Here is a 22,274-nt window from a genome sequence, read left to right as displayed (position 1 = left end):
GATGTTCGCCAACCGTCATCTGCCCAATGTCGGCCCGACAGCCGAGAGCGGCCCGATGAACCTTTCGGACAAGATTGGCGGCATGCTCAACGAGCTGGAAAAAGCCCACATCTATATCGCCCAACTGGAAGAGCAGACACGGGCCATTCCCGAGCTTCAGGCCCGGCTGGACCTGCTTGAGAAGACTCTTTCGACGAAGTGAGCCAAAGCGTTTCGGGATGGACTTTGCGTGCGAGGTTGCCCCGAAACGCCCACGACATGGATGTGTTGCGCGGCGTTTCCATTTAACCCTGTCTCAGGGTCAGACAGAAATGCTTGAGGATTCGGGAAAGAAGATCAGGGCAGCGGATCTCATGGCCGCTGCCCTTTTTTCATGCCCGATCCCGTCTTGTTGGCGCCACCACGGGCTTGCGCCCCGGGCATGATAGATTATTCATGATCCATTCCCACCCTGCCGAACCGGCTCCCCGACCTCATATACAAGAATATATTGCAGCCCATGGCCCTACTGACCCTCCCGACAGATTATCAAACCCGTGTCACCGCGCGCCAAGCGGTGTTGCAGCAGGCATATGACACAGCCTACCGCCTGACCGGCCCCGACCAGCGCCGGATCGCCGAGGCGCTGACTGCGCAGATCGGCACAACCGACTGGGAGAGCGAAGGCTATCAGAGCCCGGATCGCCAGCGCGACCTGTCGATCAAGTTTCATTGGGGCCACAACCATCGTTTCGACGATGACATGGTCATTCCCGGGCGCATGCAGAACCGGCACATTGCGCTGGCGGCCGAATTCATCGAAGCTTTCGGGCTGCCCGACACGCATTTCAATGGCAAGGCGGTGCTGGATGTCGGCTGTTGGACGGGCGGGACGACGCTGACGCTCAAAATGCTGGGAGCCGGGCGTATCCTGGCCCTGGAAGAGGTGCGCAAATACGCCACGACCGCGCAGAAGCTGGCGCGTGATGTCTATGGGTTCGAGGATGTGACCTGTCTGCCGACCTCGCTCTATCAGATGCAGGAGGACAGCCAGTTTGACAGCGTCTATATTCCGGGTGTGATCTATCATCTGTCCGATCCGGTGCTGGCCCTGCGCCATCTGTTCAACCGGCTGCGCGATGGCGGCGATATCCTGGTCGAAAGTGCCGGCATTCAACATGACGGGCCAATGTGCCTGTTCAAAGGCAATCAGAAGCATTTCGGCAGCAGCAACGAGAATGATATGAGCCGCGGCGGCTGGGCCTGGTTCTGGCCCTCGGCGGTCTGTCTGGGGGAATGGCTTCTGGAAGCCGGGTTTGACGAGATCCGGGTGTTCTGGTCGCCGGTCAGCAACCGGGTCTATGGCCATGGCGTGCGCACCGGGTATCGCGACATCACCCGGGCCGGGCTGGCCATCCCGGACATCACGTAAACCGTATCATGGCCATCATCTCGTTCAGGCATAACTTCATCTTCATCAAGACCACCAAAACGGCAGGGACCAGCATCGAGGTGGACCTGAGCCAGCATATGGGGCCAAAGGATATCGTCACCCCGATCCTGCCGCCGATTGCGGGGCATCATGCCCGCAACTATCAGGCACCCGACGGCAGTGATGCGTTTTACAACCACATGACCGCCGGGTTGATCCGGGCCGGGATCGGTGCCGAGGTCTTTGACGGAATGTTCAAGTTCTGTGTCGAGCGCGAGCCGGTCGCGAAATGTATCAGCCACTTTCACATGTTGCGAAATTCGCCCCTGCACAACCCGGAGGGCCGCTATCAGCACGGCTGGGATCAATATTGTCAGGCGGGGGCTTTTCCGCAGGACATCGACAAATACTCTGAAGTGCAGGACGGCAAGCGGGTCTGCCTGGTGGATGCCATTCTGGATTATGACAAGCTTGAAACCCAGCTGCCTGCCCTGTTGCGCAGGCTGGGGGTTGAAGGATTTTCGCTCAGGACTCGCGCCAAATCGGAATATTCGCAAAACCGGCTGGTGACACCAGAGGCCGTGTCCGCCCCGCAGCGCGACAAGATATACGAGGCCTTCAAGGACAGCCTGGGGCTTGCAAGGGGCTTTGAAGATGCAGAGTTTTGATCCGACGCAACCGCTCATCCATATTCATGTTCCCAAAACCGCGGGCTCTTCGCTGCGCGAAGTCATGTTTCAATGGTTCGAGGGGCGCAGCTATGGGCATTACTTCAATGCCGCCGAACAAAAGATGCCGCCAAGGCGCGATCTTGCCGCCCTGTCTGTCGACGGGATGGGGCCGCTGATTTACGGGCATTTCAATCGCGCACGCGGGTTTGGGGTGGATCAGTATTATCCGCAGGTCCGCCAGTTCACCACGATCCTGCGGGACCCGTTGGAGATGCATGTTTCGGCGTATTTCTATATCCGCAAAACCCCCGGTCATCCGCAACACCAGATGGTGCAGCGGAGCTCTCTGAGACAATTCATCCAGGAGCAGCCTCTCAATATGCTGGCGCATTTTCCCCGCCCGGTGAGCGCCGGGAATTATCGCGATATCATTGAGGAATTCTTCATCGATATCGGATGCCAGGAGGTGTTGGAAGACAGCATGCGCCGGATCGGCCGGAAATTGGGCAAGCCCACGGATGCGCTGTCGATTCCGCGGCTGAACACGGCGTCGCGCGACAATAGCGAATGGCAGGATATGCGCGACTGGTTTCGCGAGCGTTGGCCCGTGGAGCACGCGGTCTATGCCTATATTCGCCCCACGGCACCGGGCGAACTTTACACGGGCCTTGGCACTGAGTCATAGTGGTGCCAGTTTCTTATATTCATTGAAATGATCCCATTATGACGTATTTTTCTGATGTTCTCGCTCCGGCGCATCGCAAACGGTTTTTCCTTGCTGCCCTGATCGTGGTAATTCTGGCCTATCTGTTCTGGACCGGCTCGCGCTATCCCGCGCTTGATGAGAAGGCGATGATGGCGGGGGCGATCCAGCTTGAGGACAGTCTGAGTTTCGAGGCCAAGTTCGCAGTCCCCGACGGGGCGGGCTTTTTCGAACGGGTGTTCTGGTCGACGCTGAACTGGGTCAACACCAACAAGAAGGGCATGACGTTCGGCGTGCTGTTCGCCGCCGCCTTCCTGACCGCAGCCAGCTATCTGCAACGGCGCAGCTTTGCGGGCGGTTTTGCCAATTCGCTGCTGGGGCTGATCATCGGCACGCCGCTGGGTGTCTGCGTCAATTGTGCCGCGCCGATTGCCAAGGGGATGTATTCGGCCGGGCTGCGCGCCGAAACCACGCTTTCGGCGATGATCGCCTCACCGACGCTCAACCCGGTGGTGCTGACCATGCTGTTTTCGCTTTTGCCGGCCTATATGGTGGGGCTCAAGATCGGCTTCAGCCTGCTGGTGATCCTGGTTGTGGTGCCGCTGATCTGTCGGGTTCTGCCGATGCGCGAGATACTGGTGGATGCGCGTGATGTGCCCGCCGGGCCGATATGGCCGGGGGCGGATATGAGCCCGGCCACCGGCCCGGAACCGGCTTTGCAGGCCATCATCGGCGTGTTCACCACCTATCTGAAAAACCTGTGGTACATCATCAAGCTGACCGTGCCGCTGATGCTGCTGGCGGGGCTGCTGGGCGCGCTGATGGCGACATTGCTGCCCCAGGACATGATCCTGACCTTGCCGTTTTCGGTGCTGGCGCTGGTGGTGATTGCGCTTGTCGGGGTGTTTTTGCCGGTGCCCATCGCGTTTGACGTGGTGGTGACGGCGACGCTGCTGGGGCTGGGGCTGAGCCATGGCTATGTGATGGCGCTGTTGTTCACCCTGGGCGCGTTCAGCATCTATTCCTATTTCATCGTCGCCACATCGGTGGGGCCGCGGGCGGCCTGGATGCTGGCCGCTTCGGTGGCGGTGCTGGGCATGTTGGCCGGGGGAGTGGCCGAGACCTATCACCGCTGGCAGAGCGATCGCGCGCTCGAGATGCTGTTGCAGGGATCGCTGCCGCAACAGGGCCCCGGCTGGGGCGCTGCCATGGCGGCGGAGGCCGATCACTGGGCGGTGACCGGGGAGGATGCCGAAAACATCACCGTTACGGCGGTGCCGCTGACCCCGCCCTCACCGCCGGGGGCGCAGCTTTTCAGCCGCACCGAAGCGATCAATGCAGGTATCGACAAGCCGCTGGAGTTTTCGTTTCGCGACATGTGGCCGCCGTTCTGGGAGGGGCGCAGCCTGAGCAGCGGCGATTTTGACCGCGACGGCGATATGGATCTGGTCATCGCCTCGACCGAAAAGGGGCTCTATTTCTATGCCAATGACGGCGCCGGGAACTTCACGCGCACCGGTGAGGCGGGACCGTTTGCCGATAAACCGGTGTTCAACGCGGCGCTGGCCGATATGGACAATGACGGCTGGCCCGATCTGGTGATTGCGACCTATCTTGACGGGCTGTGGCTGTGGCGCAATGTGGAGGGGGTCTTTGGCCCCGAGGCGCCGCAGCGCCTGCCCAACCGGGAGGATGCGCCGCTGGCCATGGCGCTGAGCCTGGCCGATGCCGATGGCAACGGGTATCTCGATATTGCCGTGGGCAACTGGGCGGCGGGCTGGTATCGGCGCATTCCGGGAGAGGAAAGCCGCAACCGCATCCTGTGGAATGACGGGCGCAAGGACGGCCAGAGCCAGTTTCGCACCACCGACCTGCCGGGTATTCCGGGCGAGACGCTGTCGATCCTGTGGTCCGACATCAATGGCGATGCGCATGCCGATCTGATCGTGGGCAATGATTTCGACGTCCCCGATTATTTCTATCTCGGCGACGGGGCCGGCGGGCTGAGCATGATCGCACATGACTCCGGGCTGATCCCGCAGACCACCACCACCACCATGGCGATCAAGACCGGTGATCTCACCGGGGCGGCGCGCCCCGACATCTACATGGCGCAGATCGCCGGGCGCTCTTCGGGTGTCAGCGAGACGCTGAAGATGCAGGATCTCGATCTCTATTGCAGCGCAATCGAGGACGAGACGGCGCGCGCCACCTGTGAGGCCAACATGGCAATCAAGCGCTGGTACAAGTCGGGCAACAGCTTTGATCCGACCTATGCCGCCAGATGTCTGGAGCTGACGGGGCGCAACCGTGAGGAATGCCGCGCCATGCTGGTCAAGGATCTGGCGATCCAGAAACGCGACCCCAAGCTCTGCGAGCTGATCCCCAAGGGGCAGGATATTGCGCAGGCCTATTGCCGGTTGCATTTCGCCCCTACCCGTCAGCCCACGGCGGAAGAAATCGCGCTGTCTCATCCCCAGATCCTGCGCTCCAACGTGCTGCTGGAATGGCGCGAGAGTGCCTATGACGACAGCGCCGAGAATCGCGGGCTTGATGTCGGCGGTTGGAGCTGGGACACCAAGCTGGAAGATTTCGATCTGGATGGCGATCTGGATGTCTATATCGTCAATGGCACCTGGGTGCCCAATGAGGTCAGCCCCTCCAACCTCTATTTCGAAAACGATGGCCAGGGGCAGTTTCACGAACGCTCGGGGCCCGCAGGGCTGGAGGATTATCTGATGACCGCCTCGGCCACCGCCTTTGATGTTGATGGCGATGGCGATGCGGACATGGTGAGCCACCCGGTCAACGGGCCGCTGGTGCTGTTCACCAACGGGGCGCAGGGCACGCGCCTGGCGATACGTCTGAGTGATGCGCGCGCCAACCGTGACGCCATCGGGGCGCAGATCAGCCTGAGCCTGGAGGATGGCACGAGCCTGAGCCGCGAGCTTCAGCTTGGCGGCGGTTTCATGTCGTTTGATGCGCCGGGCGCGGTGTTTGGCCTTGGCGGTGCGCCGCAGGCCGAGGCGGTCACCATCCGCTGGCCTGATGGGGCAACAACCGGGATCACCGGCCCGCTGGCGGCAGGCGCGCTCTACCAGGTCACACGTCACTGAGCCGTTTCAACGGGTCTGAAATAAACGGGCCTGAAATATCCGACCCGTGCGGGCCGGGGGCGGGAAACGCTTCAGGGTGAAACACCCAGGCGCTGGCCCACACCCTCGCGCGCCTGCAAGGCACGCCACCAGACCTCATTGTCGAGATACCACTGAACGGTTCTTTCCAGCCCCTCTTGCAGCGTGACAGAGGGCCGCCAGCCCAGTTCGTCGCGAATTCGGGTGGGATCGATGGCATAGCGGGCATCATGGCCGGGGCGGTCGGCGACAAAGGTGATGAGATCGCCGTAGGGGCGCGCACCGGGGCGTTTTTCATCCAGAATGGCGCAGATCATGCGCACCAGGTCGAGATTCGTGCGCTCGCTCTCGCCGCCGATATTATAGCTGCGCCCGACCTGCCCGCCTTGCAGGACACAGAGCAGCGCATCGGCATGGTCTTCGACATAAAGCCAGTCGCGCACATTGGCACCATTGCCATAGATCGGCAGGGGTTTGCCCGCCAGCGCGTTCAGGATCACCACCGGCACCAGCTTTTCGGGGAAATGGAAGGGGCCGTAATTGTTGGAGCAATTGGTCAGCAGCACCGGCAGGCCGTAGGTTTCGTGCCAGGCGCGCACCAGGTGGTCGCTGGCGGCCTTGGAGGCGGAATAGGGCGAGCGCGGATCATAGGCGGTGTCTTCGGTGAACGCGCCGGTGGCGCCGAGGCTGCCAAAGACCTCATCGGTCGAGACGTGATGAAAGCGGAAACTTTCAGGGCGCCCCCGGGTCTCCCAATGGCTGCGCGCCGCCTGCAACAGATTGTAGGTGCCGGTGATGTTGGTTTCGATGAAGGCGCCCGGCCCGTCGATCGAACGGTCGACATGGGATTCCGCGGCCAGATGCAGAACCGCTTCGGGCGCATGGGCGGCAAAGATGCGCGCCAGCGTGTCGGGGTCGCGGATATCGGCCTGCTCGAAGCTGTAAAGCGGGCTGTCGGCCACCGAGGCGACATTTTCCAGACAGGCGGCATAGGTCAGCGCATCCAGATTGATGACCTCATGGCCGCGCGCAATCGCCAGACGCACCACGGCCGACCCGATGAACCCTGCCCCGCCGGTAACCAGAAGCTTCATGGCTCAGCCTTTCCACACGAACGGGCTGTCGAATTCGGCCAGGGTAGGTGCCGTGGCATCAGCCTCTTTCAACTCGACATCATAGGCCCAGGGCCAGCGGATGGCGCAGCTGTCCCAGCGGATGGCGCCTTCGGCGGCCTTTTCATAGGCGCCCGCCACCTTGTAGATCACCTCGCTTTGCGCGCTCAGGGTGACAAACCCATGGGCGAAGCCGTCAGGGATCAGCAACTGGCGGCCATTGTCGGGGGTCAGAACCTCGCCCACCCATTGGCCATATGTCGGCGACCCCTTGCGGATATCCACCGCCACATCATAGAGCGCGCCGCGCCCGCAACGCACCAGCTTGACCTGTTCATGCGGGGGGATCTGAAAATGCAGCCCGCGCAGCGTTCCGGCCTGGGCGGAAAGCGAATGATTGTCCTGCACGAAGTCATAATCCAGCCCGGCCTTTTGCATCCGGGTGCGATTCCAGCTTTCGCTGAACCAGCCGCGATGATCGCCGAACCGGTCCGGTGTCAGAACCAGAACCCCCGGCAGAATGGTCTCTTCAATCTTCATTGCCTGTCCTCAAAAGCCGCTGACCCGGATCATCGCGCACCGGCCCTGTCGGCGCGTTCTGTTCCTTGGGGTTAAAACCCGTCGGGTCTTACTGTTCCAAAACCCGGCCGAATTCAACAACCAGTGCCGCCGCGACGCGGTCAAGCTCGGCCTGCCATGGCTCGGGGTCCGAGAACAGCGCGGCAAATCGCGCCTGGGTCTCGACAAAGGCCTCAAGCCGCTCGGGTGTCAGTTTGAACGCCATGATCCTTGCCGCCGCCTCTTGTGGCGAGAGGCCGACCAGGTTCACAAATGCCTCATTAGGCACCAGGTCATGCACCCGATGCTGCGCTCCGGCGATATAAAGCGGGATGGCGCCAATGGCGAAGGCATCGAATATCTTCTCGGTCACATAGGCGTTCTGGTGGGTGTTCTCGATGGCCGACATCAGGCGGCACTTGCCGTCGAGATCAAGGAATTTCTGCATGTGCCAGTCGTCCAGATCCTGACGCGGCGGCAATGTGTTCCAGCCCGCCCCGGAGCGCAGCACCCGCGGGCCATTGCAACTCAGCGCAATCCGAGTGCGATGCGCCCCCAGGCCATAGAGATCATGGGCATCATGGCGGATATCGAAAATCTCGTCCTGGCGCAGCTCGGCCAGAAAGGCCACATCATGTTCGGGATGCTCCCAGCGGTGGCGCCAGTCGGCAATGCTGCGCTGTGCATTGCGGGCAAACCACGTGGAATAGCGCACGAAGAAGCTCCACTCGGTCAGCAGGAAATAGGGGATGCGGTCAAAGTCATAGATCCCGCTGGTGTGGTGGTTGAGCACGGTCAGCGTCAGCGGCCCGTTTTGCGTGTCATGGCTCTGCACCCGGGTGAGCGGATCGTTGAACCAGACGGTATCCCACAGCGGTTCTTCGGAGAGCATGACCAGACGCTGATGCGGCTTGAGCCTCTGTTGCAGCTGCGCGCCGCCTTCCAGCAGATCCTTGTTGTGGGACACCAGAACAATATCGGCGGCGGCGAAATCATCACTCAGGGCGATATTGCCGGCGCAGGCCACCTGCAGGGGGGCATAGGCCAGGGGCTGGCGATGCGAATAGCGGCCGAAGGGGTGAACCGAAATCATGGCAATCCTCTATGCGATCGCTTGAGCGTAATTAAAGCGTTTCAAGACAAACGCGTGAGCGAAGTTCATTCCGAAAGGTTCTAGCAACCTGCCCCGGCTTTTTGAAGCCGGCGTGCGCTAGACAACCCCGGCATCCAAAAGGTATGCAGTTATCAGGATCTGCTGCTCAGATTACCGATAAAACGATTGCCGGAACACAGATTGGGCACCACGAAACGTGAGCGGCAATAACAGTTTTACACGATGGGGTGCCCTTGATGTCTGTCACGACTGGCGAGCTTGAGCCGCTGATTCTGACCTGTCCGAACACTCTGGATCAGGCGCATGATGCGGTGTGTCAGGCTCTGCTTGCGGATGATCGCCTGCAGAGCGGTGTCTCTCTGGAGGTCGCGCAGGTCTTGTTGCGCCAAACGCCCGGGCTGAAGGCGCTGGTCCTGTTTGAAACCCCGCTGGATTTTCTGAACCGCCGGATGGCGCAGTATGAGAGCCTGTCACAGGCGCTGGCGGCCTGGCAGGCGGACGCGCTTGGGCTGATGGCGATGGTGCGCCAGTTCCGGCGCCGCACGTTGCTGATCGAGCGCGCCATGATCACCGCCTATCCGGATGTTTTCACCACGCAGCACGGTTTTGAGCAGGCCACGGGCAAGGGGCTTGCCCTGCTGCGGCCTGCGCCGCCTGATCCGATGCTGGGTGTGCTGGCGGATTATATCCGCATGCAGGCGCCCGAAACGCGCAAGCTTGTGGCCGAGATGCAGGCCAGCGCCATAGACCTGTCCAATGGTGCGCCGCAGGCCGGGATCGGGGCCGATGATGCCTTTCACACCTATCAGAAGCTTCAGGCCGAGGCCGAGGCGCTGCGATCGCAGATGGCCGACAGCAACGCCCGGTTTGAAGAGGCCGAGCGGTTTTTGCGCCGCAAGTCTGACAATCTGACCGCCGAGATGCGCGCCCTGCAACAGCAGGTGGACGCGAAAGACGGCCAGATTGATCAATTGCAGGAACAGATGTCGCAAACACAGGCCCGGCTGCAACAGCAGACCGCCGAGGCACAGGCCCGGCAGAGCACGTTGATGCAGCAGGTGCAGCAGGCGCAAGATGACGCGCAGGCCCGGCATGCGGATCTGCGCAAGATGGAAGACACCGTGCAAAGCCAGCGCAGGAAGACCGCCACGGCCCATGCGCGGGTACTGGAAATGACTGCTGAAAAGAACCGCCAGGCGGCTGTGAAAAACCAACTGAGAGAGCAGCTTTCGTACACCGAAGCGCAGTTACAGACGGTGCTGTCGTCGCGCACATACCGGATGGTGGCGCGGCTGGGTAAGCTGAAATCCCTGTTCAAACGATGAAGGCGACAAGATGAACGGCACATGGCAGGCACATCTGCAAGGCGCTGATGCCAGGCACAAGCTGGGCACGATTGTCTATCTGGGGGCCGGCGAAGGCCAACGGCTGGCGCCGGTTCTGGCGCTTGGGGCCGAACGCATCGTTCTGGTGGAACCGCTGCTGGAGGCGACGATGGAGTTGAAAGCCCGCATCGCGACCGATCCGCGCTGTGTGCTCTATCCTCTGGCGATCAGCGATCAGGAGGGCCAGGCGCCGCTGCATGTGTTCAACCTGCCGGACCTGTCCAGCCTGTCGCCGCCCGGCGCCTTGACGGAGCTTTTTCCCGGCCTGCGCGAAACCGGTCAGCGCACCGTGGAAACCCGCACGCTGACCTCGCTGCTGGCCGATCTTGGCCTGTCGGGCGAGGGCAAGGCCCGGCATATCCTGCATCTCGACAGCCCCGGCAGCGAGGCCAGGATCCTGTCGCAGCTCGGACGCGACGATACCCCGTTTGAATTCATCTCTCTGCGCTGTGGGGCGCAACCGCTTTACAGCGCGTCCGACAGCGCCGAGGACCTGGTGGGGATGATCGAGGCCCTGGGGTATCGGCTGGAGGCCTGCAACAGCGACGATCCCGATTTCCCCGAATACTGGATGTCTCTGGATCATCAGGCCCGCGCCCTGAGCGCGCTGAAAGAGAAGCTGAGCCGCGCGGAAGAGTCCCTTGCCGTGCTTGGCGATGAGCGCACCGGGCTGGCGCAGCAGCTGACGCAGTCGCAAGATGCGCTGACGCAGGCGAAAGAGCGCATCGCGGAGTTGGAGGCCTTTGTCCGCGAGGGCAGGCAGACCGCCAGCCAGCAGAGCGCGCAGATGGCCGAGGTGCGGGAAAAGCTGAAGGGTGCCGAAAAATCCCTTGAGGTGGTGAAGCGCGAAAAGGGCGAGATCGAAACCCGGCTGACGCAGGCGAATGAGCGTATCACGACGCTGCAAGCCGACCTGAAGACGCAAGCGAGCCACAGGGCCAGCCTTGAGGCCGAACGCGACAAGGCCCGCGATGCCCTGGGTACAAGCCTGCGTTTGCAGGCGTTGCAGGCGGGCGATCTGAAAGACCTGCAAACAAAATATCAAACGCTGCTGGAGGAAAAGCAGAGCCAGGACAGGTTGCTGCAAACCATCACATCGCGCATGAGCGACGCAATCGGGCAGCTTGGGACAGTGGCGCCGAAAACCGGCGCGGCAAAGACGCAGGCGGCCAAGAAACCCGCATCGCGATCAGGCAAGGCCAAAAGCAGCCCTGCCAAAAAAGGGCCGCGCGCCTGATGCAGAGCCCGGACCCTGTCACCGACTTGCTCGATAGGCTGCACAGCACCCTGAAGCGCCTGCCCGCGCCGCAGACGGATGCGGCGGTGGCGGCGGTGCTGCCTGTGCTGTCGGATCTTGTCGGGCAATGCGAGCGCCAGCTGGCGCGCCAGGCCGCCGCCGAGGCCGGTCGGGACCCGATCCGGCTGATCCATCATTTCGCCTGTTCCGGCGGCACCGTCATGTCGAGCTGTATTGCGGCCATGCCAAACACCATTCTGCTCAACGAGATTGATCCGCTCAGCCGGTTGCATCTTCCCTGGGCCAGCAAATCTTTCAAACCGACGGATATTCTGACGGATATGATCGCCAGCCCGCGCGCGGTGCCACAGGAGGCGACCATTGCCGTTTTCAGGGCCGGTCTGAAGGCGATGCGCGATCAGCTTGCAACGCAGGGCATGGCGCTGATCCTGCGCGATCACAGCCATTCGCATTTCTGCCATGACGTGACCCCCGCGATAGAGCGCCCGCTGTTGCGTGATCTGATGCCGCCGGATGTGGCGGTCAGATCGGTGCTCACCCTGCGCCACCCCTTGGACTCTTTCATGTCGCTGGAGACCAATAAATGGCTGCATTTCAAACCTGCAACGCTTGAGGAATACAGCAAACGCTATCTCAGTTTCCTGCACGCTTATGGCGATGTTGCACGTTTCAAATATGAAGATTTCACCCGCGCGCCGGACGCGGTCTTGCAGAAGATATGTGCGGTTCTTGAACTGCCCTATAGTGGCGAATTCAACGTCACGCGCAGCCTGTTCGCCCTGTCCGGCGACAGCGGACGATCGGGCGGAAAAATCCAGCCCCGGCCATCCCGCCAGGTTTCACAAAGCCTCGGCGAGCAGGCCGAAAAGAGCCCGGCCTTTGCCCGGCTCTGCAAGGAGCTTGACTATGATCCCGCGCCCTGACGGCGTCAGGGGTGCAAGATCAGGGTCGCAAGGTGCAAATCCCTTGACGCCAGAGCCTAAACCAGGCCGAGCACGGCCGGAGCCGGGCGCAAGCCGTTCTCTGTGATATAGGTCACCATCCGCTTGGCCAGTTGGTGACGGCCGGCGTCATAGCCCGCGATCTGTTCGATGAAATTATCAATGAACGCATAAGGCCCCTGCTCCACCATTTTCAGGAATTGCTGTGGCGCAATCCATGGCACCGACATGGCCTCGGCCAAACCGACGGTACGGGAATCATGGGCAATCAGAACCGAGGGAACAACGGCCTGCAATGGCACCATGGTGCCATGAATGCGCATCCCCAGGCTGATGTCGCAGGTGCGTGAGAAATCCATCCAGGCATCGACATCCGTAAAATGCAGACCCTTGGATTTGAGCGTGCGTGTCAAACGCCCGGGCTCGCCCATGAAGGGGTTGTTGTCCTTGTATTCGTTCGGAATATTGTTGCGCTCTCCCATAAGGAAGGGCAACAGGCCGGGGGTTTGCAGAATGTAGAATGCCGGCGTCTCATCCATCATGCGCAGTTGTCGCTTGAGAACGGCCCCGGAGGCCGAATGCCCGCCGGTCACTTCCGAGATGGCAGTGCGCACATCGCCCCAGGAGCCAAGGCTACTGCGTAGGCGGCCAGCTTTGTCTCCCAGCTGTTTTCCCAGATCCGGGTCGCAATTGATGAAATTGGACGGGCACCCCGTCACCACGGCATTGTTGATCCCCGCCGCTTCGAGCGAGCGCCGGGTCAACTCATCGCGCACGCTGATCTGGGCGGCGCGTTCGGACAAGGCCCTGCCCAGACGGATCGCATTCGGCCCCAGTTTGACCGGCTCGTCAGACTGCATTGCCGCGGCTTGCACGCCCAGGCCGAATGCCGTGACAGGGCAATCCACGGATTCAACCATCTCGGCGCGGCCACCATTGAACAGCTCATCCCGCTGGGTGGACCCAAGCCAGTTGGCGCAGGAGATGATCATATGGTCGATCTGGTCCTTTGCCTCGATCGCCCGAAATTCGGGGCCGGTCATGGGTTCGAAACTGTCCAGATCCTGCAACAGATAACGCAGGGCATGGCGAAATACCAAATTCCCAAGATTGACTCCGGCAGCTGCCGAAACCTCTGCGGCACTCAGTCTATAAGCCTCCGGAATGGCGCCTATATACTTCATGTCGAGGTAAACTTTTCTCATTTTCACACCATGGGAAAGACCGGAATTTATAAAACCAGCGTGGACAATTGGGAGAGCGGGCCAAATCTGCTATAGGGTATGCAAATCGGGTGTCAAGCATTGGCCCAGATCTGGCCCTGCCACATCTGGCGCGCGCCAGACGCGGCATATGCTCTGGGGCAATTGTTCTGGGCAAAGGGTGACTCGCCTGAGGGTTGTGGCAAAAAATGGGCACTTTCCCGGTCGCCGGGCGACGATCTGATCCGCCCGATATGGGCCAGGATGCGCCAAAAATCGCCAAAATGCCTCAAATCAGGCATCACGCAGGCGTGTCGCAAGATCCCGCGCATGTCGGGGAACTTCTTCTGGTAACTAAAAAATCGCTGGGTTATATCCGCCGCATAACCATGGATTCAGGTTTCATTTTTGAGTTTCAAGATTTTAGCACCAAGCCTGCTCTAGCAAGACCACGCGGGAAAAGAGCTCTTTTTTTCGCAAATATTTCGGAGATCGTGCATGATGGATATTGGTTCATCTATACAACCCGACACCGTAACACTCACCACAGATCAGTTGTACGCCAGCTATCGCGAGCTCGCTCTGAGCCCGCAGGATGTGGAGATCCTCGGGTCGGTCAATTTCGGAAAAGTTGATGCCGCAGCCCTGAAGGCTGTGCTGAAGCGACACCGGTCGGCGCGGTTGAACACGGCCGTTGCGCAAACCCTCAAAACCGCCACCAAAGACACCTCTGTCATGACAGAGGTGTTCGGCAAAACCGATTGGAGCGCGCCCGCCAGGTTCGTGCGCACGCCCTCTGGTAGCGCCCCGCAGCCGTTGTTCACGATCCTGATTGCAACCTTCAATGCCGCCCGCGATCTGCCCGATACATTGCGCTCGATTCAGGAGCAGGGCCGGGGCGATGTCGAATGTCTGATCGTGGATGGTGGATCAAGCGACACCACGCTGGAAATCGCCGCCGCATGGCCGCAAGTGGTGACCGCCTGCTTCAGCCAGGCCGACAAGGGGCTGTATGATGCCCTCAACAAGGGACTCGCGGTCGCCCGTGGCAAGCTGATCGGCATCGTCGGGGCCGGCGATTGCTATCTGCCCGACGCTCTGAACACGGTGGCCAATGCGTTCTATCAGAACGGCACCGATGTTTATGGCGGCCAGACCATCGAGATGACCCCGGATGGCCAGACCAGCAAACGCAAGGACGAGCCCTGGGGGCTGAACGCCTTCGTCAGCGGCGGCCCGGTGGGCCATAACGGCATGTTTGCCACCCGTGACGTGTATGATGATGTCGGTCCGTTCGGATATGCCTATCCGATGGCCGAGGATACCCGCTGGATGCACCGGGCGATCCATGCCCGCCGCAGCTTTACCTATATTCCCCGGCCGGTGGTGCTGTTTCCGCTGACAGGCATGTCCAACAACAACCCCGATCTGGTCTGGCAGGAAGCCCATGGTCTGATCAAACAGAACTTTCCCGGCATTGATCTGAACCGGGAAGATGCGTTGAAGCTGCTGTTTGCCGCCCGTGGCTGGAGCCGCCCGGAAGAGATCAAGCCGGTTCTGGCAAAATACGACCATGCGCCCTTGAATATCAGCGCCGCGGCGGCGCTGAAGGCCGAGAACGTGCCCATCGAGACGATGGTCGATATCTTTGACGGGGTGCTCTGGAACGAGGCGTTGCCGCTGTTCGAGAAAAACGGGCTGCGCCATGCCGACAAGGCGCCATCGGACAAGCCGCTGCTGTCGATCGTGCTGCCGTCCTATAATGTGCAGGCCTATCTCGGCAAGGCACTCAACAGCATCCTGACCCAGGATATGGAAGATCTGGAAGTCATCGTCGTCAATGATGGCGCCACCGACAATACCCTGGCCGTGGCCGAAGCTTTTGCCGCCATTGATGCCCGTGTGCGCATCCTGACCCAGGAAAACCAGGGGCTGGGCCAGGCCCGCCTGTCGGGGCTGCCGCTGTGTCGGGGGGAATATGTCTGGTTCATCGACAGCGACGATTTCCTGCGCGACGACTGCCTGTCGCATATCGGAGCCACCCTGCGAAGCGAGCGCCCGGAGGCCTATCAGGTCAACTTTGCCTATATCGACGAGAACGATCAGGTGGATCATGCCTCGGTGACCGACCCGCGGCTGTCCGGGATGGTGCACAACCCCGGACATACCTTGGGCGTCTACACCCGCCTGGCGGGCTGGAATGCCCAGACCTGGCGGTTCATCATCCGGCGTGATGTCATGCTTGAGAACGCGCTGACCTTCCCGGTCGGCTATTACTATGAGGACCATCATTTCGCGCTCAAGCTGGTAAGCCGGGTCAAGACCATGTTTGTCGATCCTGCCGTCAGCTATATGTATCTGCGTCGCAGCGGCTCGATTTCGACGGTGCGCACCCGGCGGGTTTTCGACTTCCTGCATATCCGCCGCCTGTGTCTGGATTTCCTGCGCGAAGAGGGTCTGCTGGAGCGTATGGCGCCTCTGGCGCTGAGCTACATCGTGCCGACATCCTTCATCCGCCATCACGTGGCCGAGGAGTTTGTTACGGAATTCGTGCGCGAGGTATTGAAGGATACGAGCGCTGAAGAGCTGAAAGTGTTCTTGCAAACGGCCAGCACAGACGATTTCAAGCTTGTCGACGAGGCGGTCCCGGACTGGATCGATACCCTGTCCGTGGGTGACAACACGGCCGCCTGGCAGGGCTTTATCCGAACGGCGCTGACGCAACAGCTTGCCGCGGCCACCACCCAGCCCAGCCTGCACCCGTTGTCGCGCACCCTGGCGCCGCACCAGATTCTGGGACTCTACAATGTCGAGAAGCCCCAGCCACACCAGAACATGAATGAGCATTATGCCTGGAACCGGGGCAAGGATATCTATCTGCGCGTCAATACGGCCAATCTCAGCCGCCCGGTTCTGAACATCCATTTCCGCAACCTCGTCGCCGGGCAGGTACTTGTCGTCGAGGCGCCGGGGGTGATTCAGTCGTGCCCGGCAGTGTCGCAGAATATCACGCAACGCCAATCCGTCTTTGTGCCGCTGGAGTCTTGCGAGGAATGGGTCGTCGTGCATATTCGCGTCGCCCATACCACCAAGTTTGATAGCCGCGAAGGCGGTATATTGCTGGAATCCGTCGACCTTTTGAATGGCGATATCGCCAGCTTCCTGCCCCCGCCCCCGGCCAGTCTCCCGGCTGAGCCGCTGATCAAGGTCGGCGCGGATTCGCGGGTTGCGGGGCTGAATGTCGATGTCAGGTTGCACCAGGAAAACCGCACCTATGTGGTTGTCGGGCAGCAGTGCGACATCACCGCAACCTTTGTATTCGAGCGCGGCGTCGGCATGATTTCGGTCGGTGACGGCACCTCGATCGGCAGCGGCTGTCTGTTGATTTGCGCCCAGCCCGACGGGATCAGGATCGGGCGCAATGTCATGTTGTCCTGGGATGTGGTGGTCACTGACAACAACTCGCATTCGCTTGACCGTGACATGCGCGAAAACGATGCCCGCGACTGGCTGACCGGCACGTTGCGCGGTCGCACCGGCGCGTTCAAGAACTGGCAGGATGTCGGTGCCGCCCCGGTGACCATTGGCGACGGTGTCTGGATCGGCTTTGGCGCGAGCATCATGAAAGGCGTGACGATCGGGGAAGGCGCGATCATCGCCTCCCAGTCTGTCGTGACCAAGGACATCCCCCCCTACAGTATTGTCGGTGGCAATCCGGCGCGGGTTCTGGCGACGCGCGACGATCAGGCCAAGCTGCGCGACGCGCGCAAGGCGGCCCGAATGCCAGACCTGCCCATTCCAGAAGTAACCTTTGAAAACTCATCCAGTTAAGCCGTTTCGCGCCCGATCCGGGCGCGGCAAACCATTTTAACAAAAGGACGACCCACCTGTTACGTATATTGATGCCCCCTCGCGCAGAAAACTGCATGGACCTCTCGGTGAGACGGACGGCAGGGGGCAAACTCATGAGGACCGCGTTATGACACGCAAAGCCTTGGTGACGGGGGCTGCCGGATTTATCGGCCGCCGTGTTGCCCATCAGTTGCGCAAAAAAGGTTATGATGTCGCGGGCATTCTGCGCCAGCCGATGTCGCGATCACAGGAGGCCGGGATTGGCCTGAGCCGGGTCAGCGACCGGGGCATCACCAGCGCGTCGCTGGCGGAATTTTCCGGTGAGGTCGATGAAATATACCACTGTGCAGGCAGCGGGTCCGTGGCCATGTCGCTGCAATCTCCCGAACGGGATTTTGCCAGCAACGTGTTGACGACACAGGCTGTTTTCGAATTTGCCCGACGCGAGGGCAATGTCACGGTCATCCTGCCTTCAAGTGCGGGCGTCTATGGCACGGTGTCGCAAATGCCGATCCGCGCCAACACGGTCTGCACCCCGATTTCCCCCTATGGCACCAACAAGCGGATTTGCGAGCTTCTGGCCCTGCAATACGCGCGCAATTTTGCTGTCCCGACGGTGATCGTAAGGCTGTTTTCAGTCTATGGGCCGGGCTTGCGCAAGCAGCTGCTTTGGGATGCGAGCCGGAAGATGTGCGACGGCGACATCCGCTTTTTCGGCACCGGAGAGGAAACCCGGGACTGGATTCATGTCGATGATGCGGCGCGTTTGCTGATCCAGTCCGCAACGATTGCCGACACCACGGCCCCGACGCTGAATGGGGGCTGTGGCGAAGCGGTGGAAATACGCCAGATCGTCAGGGGGCTGGCCGACCGCCTTGGGGTGAGCCAGCCGGTCGCGTTCACTGGCGAGGCCCGGGCCGGCGATCCGCAACACTATCAGGCGGATATCACCGAGGCGCTGGCCACCGGCTGGGCCCCCCTTACCAAGCTCGAAGATGGTCTGGCCGAATATGCCGCCTGGTTCCTGGCACAGCGCAAAACCTCCGGCGCCGGAGATGCTGCATGAAGACGATCGGCCTTACCTTTGATCTCAACGAAGGCTGGATGGGTGGCAGCTATTATATCCGCAATCTGATTTCGGCCCTCAATACGCTGCCCAAATCTGAACAGCCCTGTCTGGCTTTGCTCAGCAGCCTGCCTGACTCGGTCAGGTTTGCACAAGAGGCCGGATATCAGAACATGCTCTGGATCACGCCGAAACAATTTGCCGCCCGCCCCGAAGATTTTCCGTTTGACGCCTTGTTTCCGTGGGCGGATCCGCGTCAGGCGTATCGGACCCTGTCATGGATACCGGACTTTCAGGAACTGCACCTGCCCTACTATTTTTCGCCGACCGAAATTGCCAGCCGCCGCCATCACCATCGGCTGCGGTTTGCCACCGCCGGGCTGGTGGTCAGCAGCGAGGATGTCAAAAATGATGTTGCCCGGTTCTATCCCGGTGAATGCGATAACGTGACGGTGGTGCATTTCGCCTCGTTCGACAGGTTTGACGAAAGCCGGCTCGACGAGGTCAAGGCCACCTATGACATCACCGGCCCCTATGTGATGTGCGCCAATCAGGTCTGGGTTCACAAGAACCATATTCTCGTGATCAAGGCCCTGGCCATCCTCAAGGCGCGCGGCGTGGATGTGACGGTGTGTTTTACCGGCAGTGAAAGCGACTATCGGGTCACCGGATACAACCAGTTCCTGCGCCAGATGGCGGCGGAATGGGGTGTGGCGCAGAATGTCAGGTTTCTCGGGTTCATCCCCCGCGACGATCAGCTGAACCTGATGAAGGGGGCCGCCTATATCATTCAGCCATCGCTGTTTGAGGGCTGGTCCACCGTGATCGAGGACGCCAAGGCGATGAACCAGTTCGTCGTTGCTTCTGATCTGGGCGTGCATCTGGAGCAGCTCGAAAAGAACCGGCGGTTCTTTCCGCGACACAATCCCGATGCCTTGGCCGATATCATGCAGGAATTCGCCGCCACGCCCCCCAAGGTCGAAGGCGCCAATACCTATGTCCGGGCCCGGCAGAGTTTTGGCCGCGATTTCATACAGGCCGTCAACAGCCTGATGCCGAAATCCGCCGCCGGGAAACGCCCCCGGGCGATTTCCGCCCGCGAGCTTGCCGACCTGTCAGCCGCAAATATGGCGACGTTGAGCTGAAGCGGTTTGCGCCCCGGATGCCGCCGGGAGCCGCGCTTCAGGAGCTTCGCTGAAAGGGTCTGCGCAAAGCGCGCAAAGGCCGCGTGATCTTCCACGAGGTTGAGCTGCTGATCTCTGCCATCTGGGTTTGCAGATAAAGCAATTCGACCTTGAGGGCGTGTTCGCGGTCGGATGCCTCTTTGCGCTCCTGTTCGATCCTCTGGCTCAGAATCCGCGCCTGCGCCCGCTCTGCCTCGTATCTGAGCTTGCCTTGCTCCTGCTCGGATTGGTGGGCTTTCAGCGTCTTGGGCATTTTCTGCTGAAGCTCGCCCAGTGCGCTTTTCGTGACCGCCGTGGCGGCAACAGCCTTGTCTTTCTCGGCGACAACTTTATTTTTCTCGGCGACAGCCTGCCGGAGCTGTTCATTGACCTGATGGAGGCTGTTTTCGGCCGTGATCAACCGGGCTTCGGCCTGCGCCGCGCGCCCGGCTTCTTCCCAGAGGTTCTTGCGCAGGGATTCGATCCATTGCACCTGACTGGTCAGGGTCTCGGCCTGGCTTTCCGTTTTGCCGAGCAGCTGGCCAAATGTGTCATGGGCGCGCGCGACATCCGGTTTTGACAGCTCCTTGGGCAAAGCCCGGGCAAGGCCCCTGGCGGCAAGGTCGGCGCTTGTCTTCCCGAGGTTGGATTCGAGGCGCAAGACCGACATCAAAACCAGACTGTCCAGAGCGGTGAGGTCGGGCTGATGCACGAATGCGGCCTGCGTGGGGGTTGCCCCCAGCCAGTCGGCCAGTGCCTGCGCGGTCTCTTTGGGCAGTTCTGCCGCAGCGCCGGTGGATAAAAGAAAGCTGTTGGCGGGGTCGCTCGCGCCGGTTTTCAGCGCCTTGGCGGCCGTTTTCTTCCACTCGGACAGGGTTGCCGTCAGCCCGGCCCCGGAGCGGGCCGCACCCGCCAGAGCCGTCGCGATATCATCATAAATGACAAGGTTTGGACCCTTGCTGACGGCGCGGCCGGCCGTCAGCTTGTGATCGGGCAGCAAGGCTTGCGCCCAGGCCAGCAGGGCGGCGGCGTCAAGCCCGGTCAGATTGACCAGGCGCAAGGCGGCACGGTCTTTTGTCTTCATGTTCTTTTTAATCATTATCTCAGCTCTCCGCACTCCGGTGCATGACGCATCATGCGTCTGCGTCCTGCCGGATGCGGCCCTCTCTGATTATTGCCTTGCGTATACGTCTTCGTAGCGAATGATGTCGTCTTCCCCAAGATAGCTGCCGGTCTGAACCTCGATCAGAACCATCGGCACCTTGCCGGGGTTTTCCATCCGGTGGACAGCCCCCAGCGGGATATAGACAGACTCGTTTTCCGAGACGAGCTTGACCGTCTCGTCCACCGTCACCCGGGCCGTGCCCTGAACGACGATCCAATGTTCAGAGCGGTGATGATGGCTTTGCAGCGACAGCGACGCACCGGGATGGACCACGATGCGCTTGACCTGAAAGCGCCCGCCCACCACCAGGCTTTCGAACCAGCCCCAGGGGCGGTGGTCGATCGGAAATTGCACGGCCTGTGGGATGTTGCGGTCTTTCAGCACCTTGACCGCTTCCTTGACCCTCTGGGCTTCGGATTTATGGGCCACCAGAACCGCATCGGACGTGGCCACGACCATGATGTCCTTGAGGCCGATCCCGACCACTTCCACAACGTCGGTTTCAGAACGCAACAGCGTGTCCTGACAATCAATCGCGGTGGCATGATCGGAGCAGACATTGCCCTGCGCATCGGGGCCTGCCTCGCGCCAGACCGCATCCCAGCCGCCCAGATCCGACCAGCTGTCACGATAGGGCATGACAGCCAGGTTGTCGGCTTTCTCCATGATCGCGTAGTCGATCGAAATATCTTCGAGCCCATTCCAGGCCTCGGGGGCCAGACGAATGAACCCCAGGTCGGTGCTGGCCTCGTCAAGGGCGACGCGCACGGCGCTCAGAATTTCAGGGGCGTGGGCTTCATAGGCGGCGATGATGGCTTTGGCCGAGAACAGGAAGATCCCGGCATTCCACAGGAAATGCCCCTGCGCCAGCATGGCTTCCGCCTGTTTCTGATCGGGTTTTTCGACAAACCGGGCCAGGCTTTGCGGCACGTCGGCGGCGATATCGGCATCGGCCGCCAGCTCAAGATAGCCATAGCCGGTTTCGGGGCGGCTGGGGGAAATGCCAAAGGTGACCAGATCGCCGGCCTTGGCGCGCCCCACCGCCGCCTGCACCGTGGCGCGGAAACTGTCGGGATCGGCAATCACGTGATCAGAGGGCGCCACCAGCAACAGGGCCTCGGGGTCGCTCTTGGCCAGCCACAACGCGGCGGCGGCAACCGCGGGGGCGGTATTGCGCCCTTCCGGCTCGATCATGATCGCCTGCGGGGATTGCTCGATGGCCGCCATCTGTTCGGTGACGATAAAGCGGAACGGATCGCCGGTCAGGATCACCGGTGCGCCGTAGCCCTCTCCGGACAGGCGGAGCGCCGAGGCTTGAAACAGGCTCTCTTCGCCCAGAAGCCCGGTAAACTGTTTTGGAAAGGATTTGCGCGACAGCGGCCACAAACGGGTGCCGGAACCGCCACAAAGAAGCACAGGGGTAATCATCAGATCAAATCTCCAACTGCGGAATGCCCGCGCGTTTGTATAATATTACCGGGCATTTCAAGATATTATAAGTCAAGAATGTCGAATTCTGCTGCAAGTAAGCCAACCAAA

17 protein-coding genes are annotated in these 22,274 nt (G+C 60.9%); 11 read left to right on the top strand and 6 right to left on the bottom strand.

Annotated elements, in window-relative coordinates; translation table 11 throughout:
* From LZG00_20900 to LZG00_20880, 5 genes are all read left to right on the top strand, one after another.
* The coding region (locus tag LZG00_20900) for a hypothetical protein (protein ID MCF3596450.1) at positions 1-202 on the top strand (202 nt) is incomplete at its 5' end.
* 297 nt (positions 203-499) lie between these two features.
* Positions 500-1,411 carry a DUF1698 domain-containing protein gene (locus LZG00_20895; protein MCF3596449.1) on the top strand — a complete coding sequence of 304 codons (912 nt, stop codon included), beginning with the start codon at positions 500-502 and terminating at the stop codon, positions 1,409-1,411.
* Positions 1,412-1,419: 8 nt separating this feature from the next.
* Positions 1,420-2,079: a hypothetical protein gene (locus tag LZG00_20890; protein ID MCF3596448.1), complete on the top strand. Its 660-nt coding sequence runs from the start codon at positions 1,420-1,422 to the stop codon at positions 2,077-2,079.
* Complete coding sequence (locus LZG00_20885; GenBank protein ID MCF3596447.1) at positions 2,066-2,767, top strand: sulfotransferase family protein; 702 nt, start codon at positions 2,066-2,068, stop codon at positions 2,765-2,767. Before LZG00_20890 ends, LZG00_20885 begins: the two co-directional genes overlap by 14 nt.
* Before the next feature lie 38 nt (positions 2,768-2,805).
* The gene (locus tag LZG00_20880) at positions 2,806-5,901 is read left to right on the top strand and encodes an FG-GAP-like repeat-containing protein (GenBank protein MCF3596446.1); all 3,096 of its coding nucleotides are present in this window, start codon (positions 2,806-2,808) and stop codon (positions 5,899-5,901) included.
* 71 nt (positions 5,902-5,972) lie between these two features.
* Here the strand turns inward: LZG00_20880 and rfbB are convergent, their stop codons facing one another.
* From rfbB to LZG00_20865, 3 genes are all read right to left on the bottom strand, one after another.
* The gene (rfbB, locus tag LZG00_20875) at positions 5,973-7,013 is read right to left on the bottom strand and encodes a dTDP-glucose 4,6-dehydratase (protein MCF3596445.1); all 1,041 of its coding nucleotides are present in this window, start codon (positions 7,011-7,013) and stop codon (positions 5,973-5,975) included.
* Between the two features lie 3 nt (positions 7,014-7,016).
* Positions 7,017-7,571, bottom strand: a complete 555-nt coding sequence (gene rfbC, locus LZG00_20870; GenBank protein MCF3596444.1) for a dTDP-4-dehydrorhamnose 3,5-epimerase — start codon at positions 7,569-7,571, stop codon at positions 7,017-7,019.
* An 88-nt stretch (positions 7,572-7,659) separates the two neighbouring features.
* Positions 7,660-8,682 (bottom strand): glycosyltransferase family 10, encoded by a 1,023-nt coding sequence (locus tag LZG00_20865; protein ID MCF3596443.1) that lies wholly within the window; start codon positions 8,680-8,682, stop codon positions 7,660-7,662.
* A gap of 257 nt (positions 8,683-8,939) precedes the next feature.
* On the opposite strand from LZG00_20865, the gene LZG00_20860 reads away from it, so the two are divergent.
* The 3 genes from LZG00_20860 to LZG00_20850 are packed head-to-tail and all read left to right on the top strand — an operon-like array spanning position 8,940 to position 12,269.
* The gene (locus tag LZG00_20860; protein ID MCF3596442.1) at positions 8,940-10,028 is read left to right on the top strand and encodes a hypothetical protein; all 1,089 of its coding nucleotides are present in this window, start codon (positions 8,940-8,942) and stop codon (positions 10,026-10,028) included.
* Positions 10,029-10,038: 10 nt separating this feature from the next.
* Positions 10,039-11,325 (top strand): hypothetical protein, encoded by a 1,287-nt coding sequence (locus LZG00_20855; protein ID MCF3596441.1) that lies wholly within the window; start codon positions 10,039-10,041, stop codon positions 11,323-11,325.
* Entirely contained in the window at positions 11,325-12,269 is a 945-nt protein-coding gene (locus LZG00_20850; GenBank protein ID MCF3596440.1) for a sulfotransferase, read from the top strand. The genes LZG00_20855 and LZG00_20850 overlap by 1 nt, the downstream gene beginning before the upstream one ends.
* 56 nt (positions 12,270-12,325) lie before the next feature.
* On the opposite strand, the gene LZG00_20845 is transcribed toward LZG00_20850, so the two are convergent.
* Positions 12,326-13,492, bottom strand: coding sequence for a polysaccharide pyruvyl transferase family protein (locus LZG00_20845; protein ID MCF3596439.1), 1,167 nt, complete (start codon positions 13,490-13,492; stop codon positions 12,326-12,328).
* A gap of 495 nt (positions 13,493-13,987) precedes the next feature.
* Between LZG00_20845 and LZG00_20840 the strand changes: the two genes are divergently transcribed.
* The 3 genes from LZG00_20840 (at position 13,988) to LZG00_20830 (ending at position 19,552) form a co-directional block, all read left to right on the top strand.
* Positions 13,988-17,320 (top strand): glycosyltransferase, encoded by a 3,333-nt coding sequence (locus LZG00_20840; GenBank protein ID MCF3596438.1) that lies wholly within the window; start codon positions 13,988-13,990, stop codon positions 17,318-17,320.
* Between the two features lie 148 nt (positions 17,321-17,468).
* Complete coding sequence (locus LZG00_20835) at positions 17,469-18,407, top strand: NAD-dependent epimerase/dehydratase family protein (GenBank protein ID MCF3596437.1); 939 nt, start codon at positions 17,469-17,471, stop codon at positions 18,405-18,407.
* On the top strand, positions 18,404-19,552 hold the full coding sequence (locus LZG00_20830) for a glycosyltransferase family 4 protein (GenBank protein MCF3596436.1): 1,149 nt from the start codon (positions 18,404-18,406) through the stop codon (positions 19,550-19,552). Before LZG00_20835 ends, LZG00_20830 begins: the two co-directional genes overlap by 4 nt.
* Positions 19,553-19,589: 37 nt before the next feature.
* Here LZG00_20830 and LZG00_20825 read toward each other — a convergent pair whose 3' ends face one another.
* Both LZG00_20825 and LZG00_20820 read right to left on the bottom strand, forming a co-directional pair.
* Positions 19,590-20,654 carry a hypothetical protein gene (locus LZG00_20825; protein MCF3596435.1) on the bottom strand — a complete coding sequence of 355 codons (1,065 nt, stop codon included), beginning with the start codon at positions 20,652-20,654 and terminating at the stop codon, positions 19,590-19,592.
* An 87-nt stretch (positions 20,655-20,741) separates the two neighbouring features.
* Positions 20,742-22,163, bottom strand: a complete 1,422-nt coding sequence (locus LZG00_20820) for a mannose-1-phosphate guanylyltransferase/mannose-6-phosphate isomerase (protein MCF3596434.1) — start codon at positions 22,161-22,163, stop codon at positions 20,742-20,744.
* Between the last annotated feature and the right edge of the window lie 111 nt (positions 22,164-22,274).

Source organism: Rhodobacteraceae bacterium LMO-JJ12 (genome assembly GCA_021555075.1).
Taxonomy (GTDB): domain Bacteria; phylum Pseudomonadota; class Alphaproteobacteria; order Rhodobacterales; family Rhodobacteraceae; genus JAKGBX01.
Note: the sequence above shows the minus strand (reverse complement) of the source record. Positions and strands in the feature narration are given on the sequence as shown.